The organism is Pusillimonas sp. (assembly GCF_029263785.1).
GTDB lineage: Bacteria > Pseudomonadota > Gammaproteobacteria > Burkholderiales > Burkholderiaceae_B > Pusillimonas.
Map to the genome: position 1 here is coordinate 36,691 of NZ_JAJUFE010000010.1, position 14,868 is coordinate 51,558.

Consider the following 14,868-nt stretch of genomic DNA (forward strand, 5'->3'; position numbering starts at 1 on the left):
TCCTGTTAAACTTCGTGGTGGCGGGCCCCTTCGCATGGTCCGGCGGCAAACCTGGTCAGGTCGGGAACGAAGCAGCCATAGTCGCTAAGGGTCAGTGCCGAAGTCAGGCTCGCCGCCCCATTTTCAGTGGTTCCACGCCTGCACCTCAAGCCGTTCCGAATCCGGTACACTTTTCCTTTGTCCTCCGATTGCCTTCTGGTACGGGTCTTCCTGCATGACATATCTGGTGCTGGCACGCAAATGGCGTCCGCGTTCATTCGACACTCTGGTTGGCCAAGACCACGTGGTCCGCGCGCTGACCCACGCTCTGGACACCCAACGCCTGCATCATGCATGGCTGTTTACGGGTACTCGCGGGGTAGGTAAGACCACGCTTTCTCGTATTCTCGCCAAATCGCTGAATTGCGAACACGGCATCACGGCAAAGCCGTGCGATGCCTGCCGGGCCTGCGTTGAAATCGATGCCGGACGTTTTGTGGACTATGTCGAGCTCGATGCGGCATCGAATCGTGGTGTCGACGAAATGACGCAGTTGCTTGAACAGGCTGTTTATGCGCCCAGTTCCGGTCGCTTCAAGGTCTACATGATCGACGAGGTGCACATGCTTACCGGGCATGCGTTCAACGCCATGCTCAAGACCCTCGAAGAGCCCCCCCCACACGTCAAGTTCATTCTTGCCACGACAGACCCGCAAAAAATTCCTGTCACGGTGCTATCCAGATGTCTGCAGTTCAATCTCAAGCAAATGACCGCCGAGTCGATCGTCACTCATTTGCAGGAGGTTCTGGCGCAGGAAGACATTCCGTTTGAAGTGCCTGCGCTGCGTCTGATCGCTCAGGCCGCGTCAGGTTCGATGCGTGACGCCTTGTCTCTTACGGACCAGGCCATTGCCTACAGCGCCGGCAACCTTACCGTGGAAGCCATGCAGGGAATGCTTGGCACGATCGATCAGCGCTATCTGGTGCGCTTGCTGCAGGCCTTGGCCGCCGGCAAGGCTACCGAAGTGTTGGGCGTTGCAGATGAGTTGGCCACCCGTGGCTTGTCGTATTCAGGAGCTCTGGGAGACCTTGCGGTATTGCTTTCCAAAATAGCCATTCAGCAGCGCATACCCGGGGCACTAGGTTCCGAAGAGCCATTGATCGAAGAAGTGGTCGGACTGGCCGCAATGATGCACCCGGATCTCGTGCAGCTGTTTTACTCCGTAGCAGTACATAGTCGAAACGAGCTGTCACTGGCTCCCGACGAGTACGCAGGTTTTGTCATGGCCTGTCTGCGTATGTTGGCGCTTGCACCCGAAGCTGATTCTGCCGGCACAGGAAGCGGGGGCTCGGCAACGGGCTCGGGTTCAGATAGTACGATTGATGACAGGGCGGTGTCGCAAAGTGCGGCGGCACCTTCCAGCGATCCGTCGGGCGCCGTTGCCGAGCCGGGAACGAACGCAGCACAAGGCTCCGAAGAGGGTAAAAGACCTGCGGAACGCGAAGATAGCCGGCCTGAACCTTCCAATGCCACTTCGTCCGAGCCCGCTGATTCCTCGGCCGGCTCCGGCGCGGCTTCCAGGGTCATGGAGGCATCGGTGGCTTCTGTTCGGCCTGTCTCCCCATCAATCGTTGGCGTCGAACCAGCCAACGGCGCGGAGGCAGCCAATGACGTTGACGCAGCCAGTGACGTTGAAGCGCTCAGTGGCGTTAAAGCAGCCAATGACGTTGACGCAGTCAGTGACGTTGAAGCAGCCAGTGACGTTGAAGTGGCCAGGGATGTTGAAGCAGTCAGTAACGTTGAAGTAGCCGATGTCATTGAAACAGCGAATAGCGCTGAAATAGCTTCACAAACGAATTTCGATCCCGCCGCTGCAGATTCGGCTGATGGCGATATTCCGGCTTGGGAAGACATTCCCATCGACGCCGACTTTGGCAATTACGAGCCGTATCAGGATTCGGCTGATCCGGGTCCTGAAGCCTCTTTTGACCTGCCCGATGATGGTGCCGAGATTGGAATGGAAGCGGCCGCCCCCGACTCTGCAGGGGTGGCGCTTTTTGCAACTCGGCCTGCCAGGATCCGCTCACCCAAACTGGAGAGGATGAATGCCAGCGACTGGCCGGCGCTGGCAGCGAAATTGCCGGTTACGGGCCTGGCAGCCGAATTGGCGCGCCAAAGCGAGTGGCTTGGGGTCGAAGGCGATCTCATCCGATTGCGCGTGGCGGTTCGTACCTTGGCCGCCACCGCAGGCAAGGCCCGGCTGCGTACCGTGCTTTCCGAACATTTTGGCAAGGTCGTGCAGCTGGAAGTCGAGTTTGGTGCCACGGGCGACGAAACCGCGCACGCTGTGGCTCAGGCCGAACGAGCCGCCCGTCAAAAACAGGCCGAACATGACGTGCAGGCCGATCCGGTTGTTCGCGCGCTAATCAATGATTTCGGCGCTCATATTGTCCCGGGATCAGTTCGTGCCGTCACGAACGATCACAGGGCATGATTTTTTAATTTGAATGGAACCACGAACATGATGAAAGGACAGATTGCCGGGCTGATGCGCCAGGCGCAGCAAATGCAGGAAAACATGAAGAAGGCTCAGGAAGCCTTGGCTGACATCCTGGTCGAGGGTGCGGCCGGAGGCGGCCTGGTCAAAGTCACCATGACCTGCCGTAACGACGTCAAGCGAGTCTCGATCGATCCGTCATTGCTCGAAGAAGACAAAGAGATGCTGGAAGACCTGCTGGGTGCGGCCGTCAACGACGCCTTGCGCAAAGCCGAAGCCACTGCGCAAGAGAAGATGTCTTCCGTCACGGCAGGCCTGCCGCTTCCTCCTGGAATGAAGCTGCCTTTCTAAGTCCTCCATGTCGTCATCATTGCCGGAACCCGAGCCGCTCAAAGCGCTGATCGACGCCCTGCGCCGACTGCCGGGCGTCGGGGTGCGTTCGGCTCGGCGAATGGCGTATCACATGCTTCAACACGATCTGCCGGGCGCCGACCGTCTGGCGCGGGCGCTCAGCGATGCGGTGCGAAATTTGCGACATTGCGAGCGGTGCAACGGGTTCTCTGACGAAGCGATCTGCCCTGTATGCGCCAACCCCAAGCGTGATGCGTCTTTGCTATGTGTGGTTGAGACTCCCGCTGATCAGAACATGATCGAATCCAGTCACGGCTATCGGGGTTTGTATTATGTGCTGATGGGACGGTTGGCACCGCTTGAAGGCGTGGGGCCCGCCGAACTGCATTTTGATCGCCTGATTCAGCGGGCCACTGATGGCGAAGTGCGCGAGGTGATCCTTGCGACCAACTTCACGGCCGAAGGCGAAACCACCGCTCATTATCTGGCCGAAGCCCTGCGTTCGCATGGCTTGTCAGTAAGCAGGCTGGCCCGCGGTGTACCTGCGGGCAGCGAGCTCGAGTATGTGGACGCCGGAACGATCGCGTGGGCGCTCATGGAGCGACGAAGCTCGTAAATAATCCGGGCTGCCTGCATCGCCCTCGATGCATCCGGCCAGGTCAGACCGTGTTGGCCGGGACTCCTGCTCGCAATTGTTCAATGAGCGCATCAAGTTTGGCTGCATCGGCGGCGAAGATACGTATGCCTTCTGCGAGCTTGTCGCTGGCCATGGCATCCATATTGAGTGATGTGCGGAATTTAACTTCGTCCATCTGAATTTGCTCTGGCGGGTTTTGCACGGCTTTGACGGGATCAAGCTGGCGCGTGAGCGGTTCGGTGCTTTGGGCCAGTTCGGCCAGCAAGTCGGGGCTGATGGTAAGTAGGTCGCAGCCCGCCAAGGCACGAATCTGATCAATGTTTCGGAAACTGGCCCCCATGATTTCGGTGGGAATTCCGTAGGCCTTGTAGTAGCGATAAATATTACGAACCGACTTCACGCCTGGATCGTTTGCGCCGGCATTGGCGACTTCGTCCCAATCCGGGCCGGCCGATTTCTTGTACCAGTCGTAGATTCGACCCACAAACGGCGAAATAAGCTGGACCTTGGCCTGGGCGCAGGCCACGGCCTGCGTGAGGCTGAACAGCAAGGTCAGGTTGCACGCAATGCCTTCTGCCTGCAAGGCCTTTGCAGCCTGGATGCCTTCCCAGGTGGAGGCGATCTTGATGAGCACCCGATCTCGAGAAATTCCTGCGAGCCGGTAAAGTTCAATGATCTGTCGAGCCCTGATGATGGTGGCCTGGGTGTCGAATGACAGTCGGGCATCGACTTCGGTTGAGACCCGGCCCGGCACGATCTGCAGGATTTCGCGTCCGAATGCGACCAACAGGCGGTCTACCAGTTCTTGAACAGGCGCGCCAGGGTGGTCGGCCACCGTTCGCTCGAGCAAGGGGCGGTAGGCGTCCTTTTGCACAGCCTTCAGGATCAGCGACGGGTTGGTGGTCGCATCTGTCGGACGATGGGCCTTCATGGCTTCGAAATCGCCGGTATCGGCGACAACCGTGGTGAATTGGCGCAGAGCTTCGAGTTGATTGGTCATGTTCAGAGTTTCTGTAAGCGTACAAGCATCCCTACAGTATAGGGGCAAAGTCGGCTTTACCTCATAAGGCGTGTGGTTGCGTATTGCCTGCGTGGTCAGGGAGGAGTCGCATCTCAAGGTATAATTGGAGGGTTTACTTACTGACTTTATAACCGGGGTTTAGCGTTGCTGCCGTCATTACTTCCAGAGGGGTGCGAATCCACTCCTACCGCAATCCTGGCCTTGGCGGACGGTACTATCTTCAGGGGCGTCTCGATCGGCGCTGAAGGGCATACTGTCGCCGAGGTCGTCTTCAATACATCCATGACGGGCTATCAAGAGATCATTACCGATCCCAGCTATAGCGGCCAGATAGTCACCCTCACATATCCGCATATCGGCAACACCGGCATCAACGCTGAAGATGTCGAATCTACCCGCATCCATGCGGCAGGTCTGGTTGTTCGCGATTGTTCTTTGCGTGTTTCCAGCTTCCGGGCCACGATGTCCCTGCCTGCTTACTTGAAGCAGCAGGGCGTGGTGGCCATTTCAGGCGTCGATACTCGCAAGCTTACCCGGATCTTGCGCGACAGCGGTGCCCAGGGCGCCTGTATTCTGGTCGGGGAAGACGAGGCGAAAGCCGTCGAGCTGGCTCGCAGCTTCCCGGGTATGGCCGGCCAGGATCTGGCTCGTACCGTGTCCACAAAAAGCATCGCGTCCTGGAACGAAGGTACCTGGAAGCTTGGCTCCGGCTTCCGCCAGATCGGCGAGGGTGCTCATCATGTCGTCGCGTACGATTTTGGCATCAAGTCGAATATTCTCCGTTTGCTGGCCGATCGCAACTGCCGGATTACCGTAGTGCCGGCACAAACTCCGGTCGAAGATGTGCTCGCTCTCAAGCCTGATGGCATCTTTTTATCGAATGGTCCCGGCGACCCCGAACCTTGTGACTATGCCGTCGAGACAGCCCGTGCCGCCATCAGCCGAAAGATCCCGTTGTTCGGGATCTGCCTGGGCCAACAGATCATCGGTCTTGCAGTCGGGGCCAAAACCGTCAAGATGAAGGCGGGGCACCATGGTGCCAACCATCCGGTCCACGAGCTCAATTCGGGCCGGGTTTTCATCACCAGCCAGAACCACGGGTTTAATGTCGATGCCGACACCTTGCCGGCAAACGCCCGCGTCACCCATGTGTCGTTGTTCGACGGTACGTTGCAGGGCTTCGAACTAACCGACGCACCCGTTTTCTGCTTTCAGGGTCATCCCGAGGCCAGTCCGGGTCCTCACGACATCGTCGTGCTTTTCGACAAATTCATCAGCCTCATGGCCCAGAACACCTAATCAGCACCATGGCAAAGCGTACAGACATAAAAAGCATACTCATCATCGGCGCGGGCCCGATCGTAATCGGTCAGGCCTGTGAATTCGACTATTCCGGCGCCCAGGCTTGCAAGGCGCTCAAGGCCGAGGGGTATCGAACCGTTCTGGTCAACAGCAATCCGGCCACCATCATGACCGACCCGGAAACGGCGGACGTCACCTACATCGAGCCCATTACATGGCAGGCAGTCGAAAAAATCATCGAGCGCGAAAAGCCCGACGCCCTGCTGCCCACCATGGGTGGACAAACCGCGCTTAACTGTGCCCTGGATCTTGCACGCCATGGCGTGCTCGAGAAGCATGGCGTCGAGATGATTGGTGCCAATGCCGTGGCCATTGACAAGGCCGAGGATCGCCAGAAATTCAAAGAGGCCATGACCGCGATTGGTCTGGAATCCGCCAAGTCGGGCGTCGCACATTCCATGGACGAAGCCTGGGCGGTTCAAAAGCGCATTGCCGAAGAAACCGGTTCGGCCGGCTTCCCCGTGGTGATCCGGCCCAGCTTCACCTTGGGCGGCACTGGTGGTGGTATTGCCTACAACCAGGAAGAGTTCGAAGTCATTTGCCGGCGTGGTCTCGAAGCTTCGCCTACCAACGAACTGCTTATTGAAGAATCGTTGTTGGGCTGGAAAGAGTACGAGATGGAGGTTGTCCGCGACTGCGTCGACAATTGCATTATCGTGTGCTCGATCGAAAACCTTGACCCCATGGGTGTACATACGGGCGACTCGATCACGGTTGCCCCGGCGCAGACCCTTACCGATAAAGAATATCAAATCATGCGAGACGCCTCGATCGCAGTATTACGCGAGATCGGCGTCGATACTGGCGGTTCGAACGTCCAGTTTGCCGTCAATCCTGCGAACGGGCGCATGATCGTAATCGAGATGAACCCACGTGTGTCGCGTTCATCGGCCCTGGCATCAAAGGCCACCGGCTTCCCTATTGCCAAAGTCGCTGCTCGCCTGGCGGTTGGCTATACGCTGGACGAGCTCAAGAACGAGATCACCGGCGGTGCCACGCCCGCGTCGTTCGAGCCCACCATCGACTATGTCGTGACCAAGGTGCCGCGTTTCGCATTCGAGAAATTCCCGCAGGTCGATTCCCGCCTTACCACTCAAATGAAATCGGTGGGCGAGGTCATGGCCATTGGCCGTACCTTCCAGGAGTCTTTCCAGAAAGCGCTTCGCGGACTCGAAGTGGGTGTCGATGGGCTTAACCAGAAGACGACTGATCGCGAAAAACTGCAGGTTGAACTGGCTGAACCCGGCCCAGAGCGCATCTGGTATGTGGGCGATGCGTTCGCACAGGGCTTCAGCCTCGAAGAAGTGCATGCCCTCACGCATATCGATCCCTGGTTCCTGGCCCAAATCAAGGAAATCGTCGATATCGAGCTGGCGCTCGAGCAAAAGACCCTGGCTGATCTTGACCGCGACACGGTCTGGCAACTGAAGCGTCGTGGCTTCTCAGACCGCCGCCTGGCTTTCCTGCTGGACACGTCCGAGACCGAGTTCCGGAAGCTGCGTCATCAAATGGGGGTGCGCCCGGTGTACAAGCGCGTCGATACCTGCGCAGCCGAGTTCCCCACCAAAACCGCCTACATGTACTCTACCTACGAGGACGAATGCGAAGCGGCACCCACTGATCGCAAGAAGATCATCGTTCTTGGCGGTGGCCCCAACCGCATCGGGCAAGGGATTGAGTTCGACTATTGCTGTGTCCACGCGGCGCTTGCACTGAGCGAAGATGGTTTCGAGACCATCATGATCAACTGTAATCCCGAGACAGTATCCACCGACTACGACACCTCCGACCGGCTTTATTTTGAGCCGCTGACGCTCGAGGATGTCCTCGAAATCGTGCACAAGGAAAACCCCGCAGGCATGATCGTTCAGTACGGCGGTCAGACGCCCCTGAAGCTGGCGCGTGCGCTCGAGGCCAATGGCGTGCCCATCATCGGCACGAGTCCGGAATCCATTGACGTTGCCGAGGATCGCGAGCGCTTCCAGAAACTGCTCAACAAGCTGGGCTTGCGTCAGCCGCCCAACCGCACGGCCCGCACCGAGGGCGAAGCCATGGCCCATGCCGCAGAAATCGGCTATCCGCTGGTGGTCCGGCCCAGCTACGTGCTTGGTGGCCGTGCCATGGAGATCGTTCACGAACCCCAAGACCTCGAACGCTATATGCGTGAGGCTGTCAAGGTCAGCAACGATTCGCCGGTGCTGCTGGATCACTTTCTGAACAACGCCACCGAAGTTGACGTCGACTGCATTGCCGACGGCGAAGTTGTATTTATTGGTGGTGTCATGGAACACATCGAGCAGGCGGGGGTTCACTCGGGAGACTCGGCATGCAGCCTGCCACCCTATTCGCTTTCCGGTGAAACCATTGCCGAAATTGAGCGTCAGACGGCACTCATGGCTCGTGCCCTTAACGTCAAGGGGCTGATGAACGTGCAGTTTGCCATACAGAACGGCGATGTTTACGTTTTGGAAGTCAACCCGCGTGCTTCGCGTACCGTCCCCTTTGTTTCCAAGGCGACGGGATTGCAACTGGCCAAGATTGCGGCCAGGGCCATGGCCGACCGCTCCCTGGCTTCGCAAGGCATTACCAAGCAAGTGGTGCCTACGTATTTTTCCGTGAAGGAGGCCGTCTTCCCGTTTGTGAAGTTCCCCGGCGTCGACACCATTCTTGGTCCGGAAATGAAATCGACGGGCGAAGTGATGGGAGTAGGTGAAAGTTTTGGTGAAGCTTTTGTCAAGTCGCAGCTGGCCGCGGGTGTTGCGTTGCCAGAGTCGGGCGTCGCATTTATCAGCGTGCGCGACCAGGACAAGCCTCGCGCGGTCGAAGTGGCGCGAGGCCTTATCGACCTTGGCTTCAAAGTGGTTGCCACGCGCGGGACTGCGGCCGCCATCGAAGCCGAAGGCCTGCCCGTGCAAGTTGTGAACAAAGTGACCGAAAGCCGGCCGCATATCGTCGACATGATCAAGAACCAGGAAATCTCACTGGTAATCAACACCGTCGAAGAACGTCGCAATGCCATCGCGGATTCCCGCATGATTCGCACCAATGCGCTGCAGGCTCGACTGGCTTTCTTTACCACCATAGCGGGTGCCCGCGCTGCCGTCGAAGGTTTGCAATACTTGCGCCATGGCGGTGGCCTCAAAGTGTATCCCTTGCAGGAGCTGCACGCCGGCTTGCAGTAAGGCGCCAGCGGCACCAACTACGGGCGTCGCAGCCTGGCAAGGTCAGCCACTTTGGGCAAGCGGCTGATTGCGAACAAGGACTAATAAGGGGCAGTGACACAAGTCGCTGTCCCTTCTTGTTTCGCGAAAGAGGCGAAGCCGTCAACGAGCTGCCGGCTTTCTCTGCCGGCCTTGCAGTTTTTCATGCCCTACGCGTAAACTCTTGCCCCAGCATTGCCCCTTTCCATAATCCACAAGGCATAAAGAAAAGGCATACAGAAAATGTCGCAATCCTACTTCCCCCGCTGGAAACCCGTTATCAATCGGTCTGACGACATGGTGGTGCAGCCTGACGAGTATCTGCCTGCGCCGCAAAGCGTTGCCATGGGCGCCCAGCATGTCGTCGCCATGTTCGGCTCGACCATCCTGGCACCGCTACTGATGGGTTTTGACCCCAACGTTGCCATCCTCATGTCCGGTATTGGCACGCTCATTTTCTTCCTGTTTGTCGGGGGAAGGGTACCAAGCTATCTGGGCTCAAGTTTCGCCTTCATTGGCGGAGTGATTGCTGTTACCGGCTACGCAGGTTCGGGGCCCAACGCCAACATCGGTCTGGCGCTGGGTGCGATCATTATCTGTGGCCTTGTCTACACCCTGATCGGCCTCATAGTGTGGTGGATCAACGCGCGATCGGGCGATGGCGCGCAATGGATCGACCGCCTCATGCCGCCTGTCGTGACAGGTTCCATCGTGGCCATAATCGGTCTGAATCTGGCCCCGATTGCAGCCAAGGGGGCAATGGGTGGAAGCACATTCGAAGCGCTCATGGCCTTGGTTACCGTCCTGTGTGTGGGTGGCATCGGCGTGTATACGCGCGGTACCACGCAGCGTTTGCTGATTCTGGTGGGCTTGCTGCTGTCCTGCGTGATTTATGGGGTGCTGACCAATGGACTGGGATTGGGGGCGCCGCTTGATTTCAGTGGCGTAGCGAATGCGGCCTGGTTCGGTTTGCCAAGCTTTTCCAGCCCCGTGTTTGATTTTCATGCCATCAGCATTATCGCGCCGGTAGCTATTATTCTCGTCGCTGAAAACCTGGGGCACATCAAGGCGGTCAGTGCCATGACAGGTCGGAACCTGGATATATATCTGGGTCGCGCCTTTGTGGGTGACGGTGTGGCGACCATGGTTTCGGGTGCTGTCGGCGGTACCGGTGTTACCACATACGCCGAAAATATCGGTGTTATGGCCGTGACCCGGATTTACTCATCGCTGGTGTTTGTCATCGCCGCCGGCATCGCCATCTTGCTGGGTTTCTCTCCGAAATTTGGCGCTCTGATCCAGCTTATCCCGGGCCCTGTTCTGGGCGGTATGTCGGTAGTGGTCTTCGGCCTGATTGCCGTAGCCGGAGCCCGGATTTGGGTGGTCAACCAGGTAGACTTCAGCAACAACAAGAATCTGATCGTTGCTGCCGTCACGTTGGTGCTTGGCGCCGGCAACTTCTCGATAGCGTTCGGTGCTTTCAAGCTTGACGGCATTGGCACCGCCACGTTCGGTGCAATCATCCTGCATGCCCTGCTGAGCCTCCGCCAAAAGTCCTGAAGGCAGATTTGCAGCGCCTGCAAGGGGGCTTGCAATTTGCAGGGATTTTGCGCACAATAACTCGTACATCCCCGGTTCCAGGAGAGCCGGGGTTTTGCATTACGTCGAAAAACCCGGCGTGTAAAGCAAAGCCACAACAACAACTCAAGACCCAATCTTGTAAAACATATCAACCCCGGCTGCGGTCTGTCGCCAGGGTTCACCATCAGAGGCGCTCCCTCGTTGCGGAGCGTCTTTTACTTTCATTCAGGAACACCATGGCTGCCATACCATTGACAGCAAGCGGCGCTGAACGCTTGCAACAAGAACTGCATCGCTTGAAAACCATCGAGCGTCCCGAGGTCATCAACGCCATTGCCGAAGCACGTGCCCAGGGCGATCTGTCCGAAAATGCCGAGTACGATGCTGCGCGTGAGCGTCAGGCATTTGTCGAGGGACGCATTCAGGAACTCGAAGGTACCTTGTCAAACGCCCAGATCATCGATCCGACGACGCTCGACGTCGAGGGCACAGCCGTCTTCGGTGCAACAGTCGAAATCGAAGATCTTGAAACCGGCCAGAGGCTCTCGTACCAGATCGTTGGTGACGCCGAAGCGGATATCCGCTCGAACCGCATTTCGGTTTCCAGCCCTGTGGCGCGGGCCCTCATCGGCAAATCCGAAGGAGACGTCGTCGAGGTCCAGGCCCCCGGCGGCGTGCGCGAATACGAAATCGTCAATATCAGCTATATCTAAGTGGCGCGCCTGGGCCGATGCCGGCGTCCCGCCCCGGCCGTCATTGAGTTGCGTCGCCCGCACACGTCGGCGAATCCCGGGAATCCGGGCGCGACATGTAGTCGACAGATTTCAGCGTAAAATGACGAATTCGCGCTTTTATTGATGCGTTGCCCAGGTGCGCAGCAAAAAAAGGCCCCCAGCTTTGGGGGCGTTTTGTTTTTGTTTGCATGGCTCGTTCTGGAAACCGTGCGTTGTAGTTGATTTTTGTGTTTTGGGCAGGGGTGGCGAGCGTTGCCGCTACGTGGCGTTGGGTGGCAAGCCGCCTCAGCCCGAGCGCTTTCGTCCGGCTGGCGACGCGCTGCGGCGCATCCCGGCACGCAATGTCAGGGAGCTTCCGCTGCGGCGTGGAATTCCATGGGCAGGTGTAGTGGCACGGCGGGAGACAGGAGCGGACGCCTTGCCGGCTGCCTTGCGAGCGGTCTTGCGCGCGGGTTTTACACCAGCGGCGGCCGCTTTCTTGGGGATGTAGGGGTCTGAAGGCTTGCGCTGAGCGCGCGTGGTATTGCGGGCTTCTTCCTCGGCTTTAAGTTTGGCCGCATCGGGCCGGTACAGGACCAGCGTCTTGCCCAGATGATGCACGGCGGCGCAAGAGAGCTCCTCGCAAATGGTTTCAAGCGTAAGGTCGCGTTCGGCGCGCTCTTGGCCGTTAACCCTTACCTTGATCAATTGGTGAGCGTTCAGATTGAGATCAATTTCTTTCAGAACGGCGGGAGTCAGCCCCTTGTCGCCAATCAGGACGACCGGGTTCAATGGGTGGGCAGCAGCGCGTAGCGCACTGCGCTCTTGAGATGTAATGTCGAGTTTGGGCATAGTGGAATTGTACGGGAATGGCCAAAAAAAAATTCTCTAAAAACTGGGTTCACCAGCACATCAACGACCCATATGTGAAAATGGCGCAACAAAAGGGCTACCGTGCTCGTGCCGCCTTCAAGCTGATTGAAATCCTCGACTCCGAAAAGTTGATGCGCAAAGGCGACATTGTGGTCGATCTTGGCTCCGCGCCCGGCAGTTGGTCTCAAGTCGCGCGTGAGCGCCTGGCCGGGCCCGGTGGAGTGGTTCAGGGCCGGATCATTGCCCTCGACATGCTTCCCATGGAGCCCGTCGCCGGTGTGGAATTCATACAGGGCGATTTTCGCGACGACACTGTGCTCGAGCAGTTGAAACAGATTGTGGGCGATTCGCCGGTAGATCTTGTGATTTCCGATATGGCCCCCAATTTATCTGGTGTGGAGTCAGCCGATTCGGCGCGCATCCAGCATGTATGCGAACTGGCGCTCGATTTTGCCTGTCGCCACCTGCAACCTGACGGCGCGCTTATTGTCAAAGCTTTTCATGGAAGTGGTTTCTCGCAAATTGTCGAAACCTTCAAGAAGCATTTTCGACGCGTCGTCGAGCGCAAGCCCAAGGCGTCGCGCGATAAATCATCTGAAACATTTTTAGTGGCCCGGGGCCTGAAAGCCGGGGCGAAACACAGCGATATTCGTTCTGACGGGTTAGAATGAATCATTCGAGCATCTGATCGCTTGCCAACGACGCGGGGCGGCTTGTCAGATACAGGTTATGTAGGAGGTTGGCGTTGAACAACTCATTTTCCAAGGTCGCCATATGGATGGTGATCGCGCTGGTACTTTTTACTGTTTTCAAACAGTTTGACGGCCGCGTTGCATCTACCGATACGGTTACCTACACCCAATTCATGTCCGACGCGCAGGCTGGCAAGATCAGCAAGGTCGATATTCAGGGCGACACCATTTACGTCACGCCAGATTCCGGTCGTCCCTACAGCCTGACTTCCCCGGGCGATCTCTGGATGGTGCCTGAACTGGTCAAGGCAGGCGTCGAGGTCTCGGGCAAGGCGCGCGAAGAGCCTTCTTTCCTCACCAGCCTGTTCATCTCCTGGTTCCCCATGTTGTTGCTGATCGGCGTCTGGATTTTCTTCATGCGCCAGATGCAAGGCGGAGGCAAGGGAGGTGCGTTCAGCTTCGGAAAGTCACGCGCCCGCATGATGGACGAAAACACCAATAACATCACCTTCGCCGATGTGGCGGGCTGCGACGAAGCCAAAGAAGACGTCACCGAACTGGTCGATTTTCTTCGCGATCCCACCAAGTTCCAGCGGCTTGGCGGCCGCATTCCGCGAGGCGTATTGCTGGTTGGTCCTCCCGGAACGGGCAAGACGCTGTTGGCCAAGGCAATCGCCGGCGAAGCCAAGGTTCCCTTCTTCAGCATCTCGGGCTCCGACTTCGTCGAGATGTTTGTCGGGGTGGGTGCTGCACGCGTTCGCGACATGTTCGAAAACGCCAAGAAGCAGGCTCCCTGCATTATCTTCATTGACGAGATCGACGCCGTAGGACGTCAACGCGGCGCCGGTCTTGGCGGTGGTAACGACGAACGCGAGCAAACGCTCAACCAGTTGCTGGTCGAAATGGACGGTTTTGAAACCGGCCAGGGCGTCCTGGTCATTGCCGCCACCAACCGTCCTGATGTACTTGATCCGGCGCTTTTGCGTCCTGGTCGCTTCGACCGCCAGGTGGTGGTGTCCCTGCCCGATATTCGCGGTCGCGAGCAGATTCTCAAGGTGCATATGCGCAAGGTGCCTCTTGCGCCCAATGTCGATCCGCTCATCCTGGCGCGCGGCACGCCGGGCTTCTCGGGTGCCGACCTCGCCAACCTGGTCAACGAAGCCGCATTGTTTGCCGCCCGGCGCAATGGCCGCACCGTCGACATGAGCGATTTCGAAAAGGCCAAGGACAAGATCATCATGGGCGCCGAGCGCCGTACCCTGGTCATGCCCGAAGAAGAACGTCGCAATACGGCGTATCACGAATCTGGGCATGCCCTTGTGGCGCGCAGTCTGCCCAAGACCGATCCGGTTCACAAGGTCACCATCATTCCGCGAGGCCGTGCGTTGGGTGTCACCATGCAGTTGCCCGAAGGTGATCGCTACAGCATGGACAAAGAGCGCCTGCTCAACATGATCGCCGTACTGTTTGGCGGACGTATCGCCGAAGAGGTGTTCATGAACCAGATGACCACCGGTGCTTCGAACGACTTCGAGCGGGCTACGGCCATTGCGCGCGATATCGTCACGCGCTACGGCATGACCGACTCTCTGGGCCCGGTTGTGTACGCCGAAAACGAAGGCGAGGTCTTTCTTGGACGCAGCGTCACGAAAACGACGCATGTCTCTGAGTCCACCATGCAGAAGGTCGATCAGGAAATTCGCAAGATCATCGACGAGCAATATAAGGTTGCCCGCGACATCATCGAAAACAACCGTGACAAGATGGAAGCCATGGCAGCCGCGCTGCTCGAATGGGAAACCATCGACTCCGACCAGATCGACGACATCATGGAAGGTCGGCCACCACGTCCACCCAAGAACCTGGACGCGCCCGATTCCTCTTCAACCCCGTCGTCCGGTGCGCCGGCAGTCGGGGGCGGTAATGCGGCCGCTACGCCGGTGTAAATTAACCGTATTTCCT

The 14,868-nt window shown here is 58.0% G+C and carries 11 protein-coding genes and 1 other RNA gene; 10 read left to right on the forward strand and 2 right to left on the reverse strand.

From position 1 onward, the window contains the following. The first annotated feature begins 19 nt into the window (after positions 1-19). The 4 genes from ffs (at position 20) to recR (ending at position 3,443) form a co-directional block, all read left to right on the forward strand. Positions 20-117: signal recognition particle sRNA small type (ffs, locus tag Q1J88_RS04780), an RNA gene on the forward strand. A gap of 97 nt (positions 118-214) precedes the next feature. Continuing rightward, the gene (locus tag Q1J88_RS04785; RefSeq protein ID WP_301116412.1) at positions 215-2,473 is read left to right on the forward strand and encodes a DNA polymerase III subunit gamma/tau; all 2,259 of its coding nucleotides are present in this window, start codon (positions 215-217) and stop codon (positions 2,471-2,473) included. Between the two features lie 27 nt (positions 2,474-2,500). Beyond that, complete coding sequence (locus tag Q1J88_RS04790) at positions 2,501-2,827, forward strand: YbaB/EbfC family nucleoid-associated protein (protein WP_301116413.1); 327 nt, start codon at positions 2,501-2,503, stop codon at positions 2,825-2,827. 7 nt (positions 2,828-2,834) lie between these two features. Beyond that, positions 2,835-3,443: a recombination mediator RecR gene (gene recR, locus Q1J88_RS04795; protein ID WP_301116414.1), complete on the forward strand. Its 609-nt coding sequence runs from the start codon at positions 2,835-2,837 to the stop codon at positions 3,441-3,443. A gap of 43 nt (positions 3,444-3,486) precedes the next feature. Here the strand turns inward: recR and tal are convergent, their stop codons facing one another. Next, a complete protein-coding gene (gene tal / locus Q1J88_RS04800; RefSeq protein ID WP_301116415.1) occupies positions 3,487-4,464 on the reverse strand; it encodes a transaldolase in 978 nt (325 codons plus the stop codon). 165 nt (positions 4,465-4,629) lie between these two features. Here tal and carA point away from each other — a divergent pair, with 165 nt between their 5' ends. The 4 genes from carA to greA all read left to right on the forward strand — a co-directional run bounded on the left by carA (position 4,630) and on the right by greA (position 11,341). Then, positions 4,630-5,784 (forward strand): glutamine-hydrolyzing carbamoyl-phosphate synthase small subunit, encoded by a 1,155-nt coding sequence (gene carA, locus Q1J88_RS04805; protein WP_366902377.1) that lies wholly within the window; start codon positions 4,630-4,632, stop codon positions 5,782-5,784. An 8-nt stretch (positions 5,785-5,792) separates the two neighbouring features. After that, positions 5,793-9,029, forward strand: coding sequence for a carbamoyl-phosphate synthase large subunit (gene carB, locus Q1J88_RS04810; RefSeq protein ID WP_301116417.1), 3,237 nt, complete (start codon positions 5,793-5,795; stop codon positions 9,027-9,029). Between the two features lie 261 nt (positions 9,030-9,290). Then, a complete protein-coding gene (locus Q1J88_RS04815; protein ID WP_301116418.1) occupies positions 9,291-10,607 on the forward strand; it encodes a solute carrier family 23 protein in 1,317 nt (438 codons plus the stop codon). Positions 10,608-10,864: 257 nt separating this feature from the next. Continuing rightward, positions 10,865-11,341 carry a transcription elongation factor GreA gene (gene greA / locus Q1J88_RS04820; protein WP_301116419.1) on the forward strand — a complete coding sequence of 159 codons (477 nt, stop codon included), beginning with the start codon at positions 10,865-10,867 and terminating at the stop codon, positions 11,339-11,341. A gap of 306 nt (positions 11,342-11,647) precedes the next feature. Here greA and Q1J88_RS04825 read toward each other — a convergent pair whose 3' ends face one another. Further along, positions 11,648-12,193, reverse strand: coding sequence for a YhbY family RNA-binding protein (locus tag Q1J88_RS04825; protein ID WP_301116420.1), 546 nt, complete (start codon positions 12,191-12,193; stop codon positions 11,648-11,650). 17 nt (positions 12,194-12,210) lie between these two features. Between Q1J88_RS04825 and Q1J88_RS04830 the strand changes: the two genes are divergently transcribed. Beyond that, positions 12,211-12,885 carry an RlmE family RNA methyltransferase gene (locus tag Q1J88_RS04830; RefSeq protein ID WP_301116421.1) on the forward strand — a complete coding sequence of 225 codons (675 nt, stop codon included), beginning with the start codon at positions 12,211-12,213 and terminating at the stop codon, positions 12,883-12,885. A gap of 74 nt (positions 12,886-12,959) precedes the next feature. Continuing rightward, positions 12,960-14,852, forward strand: a complete 1,893-nt coding sequence (ftsH, locus tag Q1J88_RS04835) for an ATP-dependent zinc metalloprotease FtsH (RefSeq protein WP_301116422.1) — start codon at positions 12,960-12,962, stop codon at positions 14,850-14,852. Positions 14,853-14,868 lie beyond the last annotated feature (16 nt).

Bases quoted from the DNA above. Each gene is read 5' to 3' on its own strand.
- Q1J88_RS04785 (WP_301116412.1), top strand. From the start codon at position 215: ATGACATATCTGGTGCTGGCACGCAAATGGCGTCCGCGTTCATTCGAC.
- Q1J88_RS04790 (WP_301116413.1), top strand. From the start codon at position 2,501: ATGATGAAAGGACAGATTGCCGGGCTGATGCGCCAGGCGCAGCAAATG.
- recR (WP_301116414.1), top strand. From the start codon at position 2,835: ATGTCGTCATCATTGCCGGAACCCGAGCCGCTCAAAGCGCTGATCGAC.
- tal (WP_301116415.1), bottom strand. From the start codon at position 4,464: ATGACCAATCAACTCGAAGCTCTGCGCCAATTCACCACGGTTGTCGCC.
- carB (WP_301116417.1), top strand. From the start codon at position 5,793: ATGGCAAAGCGTACAGACATAAAAAGCATACTCATCATCGGCGCGGGC.
- Q1J88_RS04815 (WP_301116418.1), top strand. From the start codon at position 9,291: ATGTCGCAATCCTACTTCCCCCGCTGGAAACCCGTTATCAATCGGTCT.
- greA (WP_301116419.1), top strand. From the start codon at position 10,865: ATGGCTGCCATACCATTGACAGCAAGCGGCGCTGAACGCTTGCAACAA.
- Q1J88_RS04825 (WP_301116420.1), bottom strand. From the start codon at position 12,193: ATGCCCAAACTCGACATTACATCTCAAGAGCGCAGTGCGCTACGCGCT.
- Q1J88_RS04830 (WP_301116421.1), top strand. From the start codon at position 12,211: ATGGCCAAAAAAAAATTCTCTAAAAACTGGGTTCACCAGCACATCAAC.